5 protein-coding genes are annotated in these 4,092 nt (G+C 63.1%); all 5 read left to right on the top strand.

Annotated features, from left to right (window positions below; translation table 11 throughout):
- A partial coding sequence (locus tag HP546_RS27045) for a cbb3-type cytochrome c oxidase subunit I (protein WP_172231938.1) occupies positions 1-717 on the top strand: 717 nt, incomplete at its 5' end.
- The gene (ccoO, locus tag HP546_RS27040) at positions 717-1,325 is read left to right on the top strand and encodes a cytochrome-c oxidase, cbb3-type subunit II (RefSeq protein ID WP_003254286.1); all 609 of its coding nucleotides are present in this window, start codon (positions 717-719) and stop codon (positions 1,323-1,325) included. The genes HP546_RS27045 and ccoO, both read left to right, overlap by 1 nt.
- Before the next feature lie 5 nt (positions 1,326-1,330).
- Positions 1,331-1,528, top strand: coding sequence for a cbb3-type cytochrome c oxidase subunit 3 (locus tag HP546_RS27035; RefSeq protein ID WP_172231941.1), 198 nt, complete (start codon positions 1,331-1,333; stop codon positions 1,526-1,528).
- Entirely contained in the window at positions 1,525-2,505 is a 981-nt protein-coding gene (gene ccoP / locus HP546_RS27030) for a cytochrome-c oxidase, cbb3-type subunit III (RefSeq protein WP_172231935.1), read from the top strand. The genes HP546_RS27035 and ccoP overlap by 4 nt, the downstream gene beginning before the upstream one ends.
- 301 nt (positions 2,506-2,806) lie before the next feature.
- On the top strand, positions 2,807-4,092 hold a 1,286-nt coding region (gene ccoG, locus HP546_RS27025; RefSeq protein WP_172231932.1), incomplete at its 3' end, for a cytochrome c oxidase accessory protein CcoG.

Here is a 4,092-nt window from a genome sequence, read left to right as displayed (position 1 = left end):
GTGCACTTCTGGGCGCTGATCACTCTGTACATCTGGGCCGGCCCGCACCACCTGCACTACACCGCCCTGCCTGACTGGGCGCAGTCGCTGGGCATGGTGATGTCGATCATCCTGCTGGCGCCAAGCTGGGGCGGCATGATCAACGGCATGATGACGTTGTCCGGCGCCTGGCACAAACTGCGCACCGACCCGATCCTGCGCTTCCTGGTGGTGTCGCTGGCGTTCTACGGCATGTCCACCTTCGAAGGCCCGATGATGGCCATCAAGACCGTCAACTCGCTGTCGCACTACACCGACTGGACCATCGGCCACGTGCACGCCGGCGCCCTCGGCTGGGTGGCGATGATCTCCATCGGTGCCGTGTACCACATGATCCCGCGCCTGTATGGCCGCGAGCAGATGCACAGCGTCGGCCTGATCAACGCGCACTTCTGGCTGGCCACCATCGGTACCGTGCTGTACATCGCCTCGATGTGGGTCAACGGCATCACCCAAGGCCTGATGTGGCGCGCCATCAACGATGACGGCACCCTCACCTACTCCTTCGTCGAAGCCCTGCAGGCCAGCCACCCGGGCTATATCGTCCGCGCGCTGGGCGGTGCGTTCTTCGCCAGCGGCATGCTGCTGATGGCCTACAACGTGTTCCGTACCGTACGTGCCGCCAACCCGGTAGAGGCTGAGGAAGCCGCCAAGATTGTTGTCGTGGGAGCGCACTGATGAAGCATGAAGCCGTCGAGAAGAACATAGGCCTGCTGGCCTTCTTCATGGTCATCGCCGTGAGCGTCGGTGGCCTGACCCAGATCGTCCCGCTGTTTTTCCAGGATGTGACCAACAAGCCGGTGGAAGGCATGAAGCCGCGCACCGCGCTGGAGCTGGAAGGCCGCGACATCTACATCCGCGAGGGCTGCGTGGGCTGCCACTCGCAGATGATCCGCCCGTTCCGCGCCGAAACCGAACGCTACGGCCACTACTCGGTGGCTGGCGAGAGCGTGTGGGACCACCCGTTCCTGTGGGGCTCCAAGCGAACCGGGCCGGACCTGGCCCGGGTCGGTGGCCGCTACTCCGATGACTGGCACCGTGCGCACCTGTACAACCCGCGCAACGTGGTACCGGAATCGAAGATGCCGTCCTACCCCTGGCTGGTCGAGAACAAGCTCGACGGCAAGGACACCGCGAAGAAGATGGAAGTGCTGCGCACACTCGGCACCCCGTACACCGACGCCGACATCGCCGGCGCGCGTGACGCGGTCAAGGGCAAGACCGAAATGGACGCCATCGTTGCGTACCTGCAGGGTCTTGGCACCATCATCAAGAGCAAACGGTGACGCTGATGGATATCGGGATGATTCGCGGCCTGGGCACCGTGGTGGTGATGGTGGCCTTCGTGGGCCTGGCGCTGTGGGTGTTCAACCCGCGGCGTAAAAAGGACTTCGACGAAGCGACCCAGCTGCCCTTCGCAGATGACCCCGATGCCAGCCGCCACGTTGAGCACGAGCACGCAAAAGCTTCTGGGAGCAAAAAACAATGACAACCTTCTGGAGTCTGTACGTTACCGTCCTGACCCTGGGCACCATCTTCGCGCTGACCTGGCTGTTGCTGTCGACCCGCAAGGGCCAGCGCGAGGAGGTGACCGATGAAACTGTGGGGCACGCCTTCGACGGCATCGAGGAATACGACAACCCGCTGCCGAAATGGTGGTTCTGGCTGTTCGTCGGCACCATCATCTTCGCCCTCGGCTACCTGGTGCTATACCCGGGCCTGGGCAACTGGAAAGGCATCCTGCCGGGCTATTCGTACCTGGACAGCGAGAAGCAGACCGAGTTTTCCAACGGCCAGCCGGGCTGGACCGGCGTGCACGAGTGGGAAAAGGAAATGGCCAAGGCCGACGCACGCTTCGGGCCGATCTTCGCCAAGTTTGCCGCCATGCCCATCGAAGAGGTGGCCAAGGACCCGCAGGCGCTGAAAATGGGCGCGCGGCTGTTCGCCTCCAACTGCTCGGTGTGCCACGGTTCCGACGCCAAGGGTGCCTTCGGCTTCCCCAACCTGACCGACAACGACTGGCGCTGGGGCGGCGAGCCGGAAACCATCAAGACCACCATCATGGGCGGCCGCCACGGCGTGATGCCGGGCTGGGCCGAGGTGATCGGTGACCAGGGCGTGGCCGACGTGGCTGCGTTCGTGGTCAGCAAGCTCGATGGCCGTACCCTGCCAGAGGGCGCGAAGGCCGATGCCGAGAACGGGCAGAAGATCTTCGCAGCCAACTGCGTGGCCTGCCACGGGCCGGAGGGCAAGGGCACGCCGGCCATGGGCGCACCGAACCTGACCCACCCGCAGGCGTTCATCTATGGGTCGAGCTTTGCGCAACTGCAGCAGACCATTCGCTATGGCCGTCAGGGGCAGATGCCGGCCCAGGAGCAGATGCAGGGTAACGACAAGGTGCATTTGCTGGCGGCTTACGTGTACAGCCTCTCGCACAAGGACCAGGAACAGGCCAAGGCTGAGTAGGCAGGCCTGGCCCTTTCGCGGCTAAAGCCGCTCCCACAGGATAATGCAATCGCTGTGGGAGCGGCTTTAGCCGCGAAGAAGCCGGTACTGGCACAGCATTTCTTGCAGGCAAATGACCTGGATCAATTGACACCTGCCATAACACGTTTCACACCCCAAACCCAACGCGACTAAAGGTCGCAGCGAGGTCCCATACCGCCACCAGCGGCGTATCATGGACCGCAGAGCGCTAGCAGATTGCGCGAGACTGCGGCCGGCACGCACTGGCCGCGGCGTTTCTCCACTGCCGTGGGACTTGATGATGAGCAAGCAAATTCCGGTACATGATGTAACCCCGCCTGCCAACAAAGGGAAGGATTCCGTCGACCTCTACGCCTCCCGCGAGAAAATCTACACCCGCGCCTTCACCGGCGTATTCCGCCGCCTGCGCATGGTTGGCGGGGCGCTGCTGTTCCTGCTGTACTTCGGCACCGTCTGGCTGAACTGGGGCGGGCACCAGGCCGTGTGGTGGAACCTGCCCGAACGCAAGTTCTACATCTTCGGCGCCACCATTTGGCCACAGGACTTCATCCTGCTCTCGGGCATCCTCATCGTCGCCGCCTTCGGCCTGTTCTTCGTCACTGTCTATGCCGGGCGCGTGTGGTGCGGCTACACCTGCCCGCAAAGCGTGTGGACGTGGATCTTCATGTGGTGCGAAAAGGTCACCGAAGGCGATCGCAACCAGCGCATGAAACTGGACAAGTCGCCCATGAGCGGCAACAAGTTCCTGCGCAAGTTCGCCAAGCACAGCCTGTGGCTGCTGATCGGCTTTGTCACCGGCATGACCTTCGTCGGCTACTTCTCGCCGATCCGTGAACTGGTCATCGAATTCTTCACCGGCCAGGCCGACGGCTGGGCCTACTTCTGGGTCGGTTTCTTCACCCTCGCCACCTACGGCAACGCCGGATGGCTGCGCGAACAGGTGTGCGTTTACATGTGCCCGTATGCACGCTTCCAGAGCGTGATGTTCGACAAGGACACGCTGATCGTTTCCTACGACCCGCGCCGTGGCGAAACCCGTGGCCCGCGCAAGAAAGACGCCGACTACAAAGCCCAGGGCCTGGGCGACTGCATCGACTGCACGATGTGCGTGCAAGTCTGCCCTACCGGCATCGACATCCGTGATGGCCTGCAGATCGAGTGCATCGGCTGCGCCGCCTGCATCGACGCCTGCGACAGCATCATGGACAAGATGAACTACCCCAAAGGCCTGATCAGCTATACCACCGAGCACAACCTGTCCGGGCAGAAGACCCACATGCTGCGCCCGCGCCTGATCGGCTATGCCGCCGTGCTGCTGGTGATGATGATCGGCCTGGCCACTGCCTTCGCCACCCGCTCGCTGGTCGGCTTCGACGTCAGCAAGGACCGCGTGCTGTACCGTGAGAATGCCCAGGGCCGAATCGAGAACGTGTACAGCCTGAAGGTGATGAACAAGGACCAGCGCGACCACGTCTACGTGCTGGAGGCCGCCGGCCTGCCGGACCTCAAGCTGGAAGGCCAGCGCGAGATCCGCGTCGCCGCCGGTGACATCGTCAGCCTGCCGGT

Source organism: Pseudomonas sp. CM25 (assembly GCF_013179705.1).
Classification (GTDB): Bacteria; Pseudomonadota; Gammaproteobacteria; order Pseudomonadales; family Pseudomonadaceae; genus Aquipseudomonas.
The sequence above is the reverse complement of the archived record's forward strand: the minus strand, read 5'-3'. Positions and strand labels throughout refer to the sequence as shown.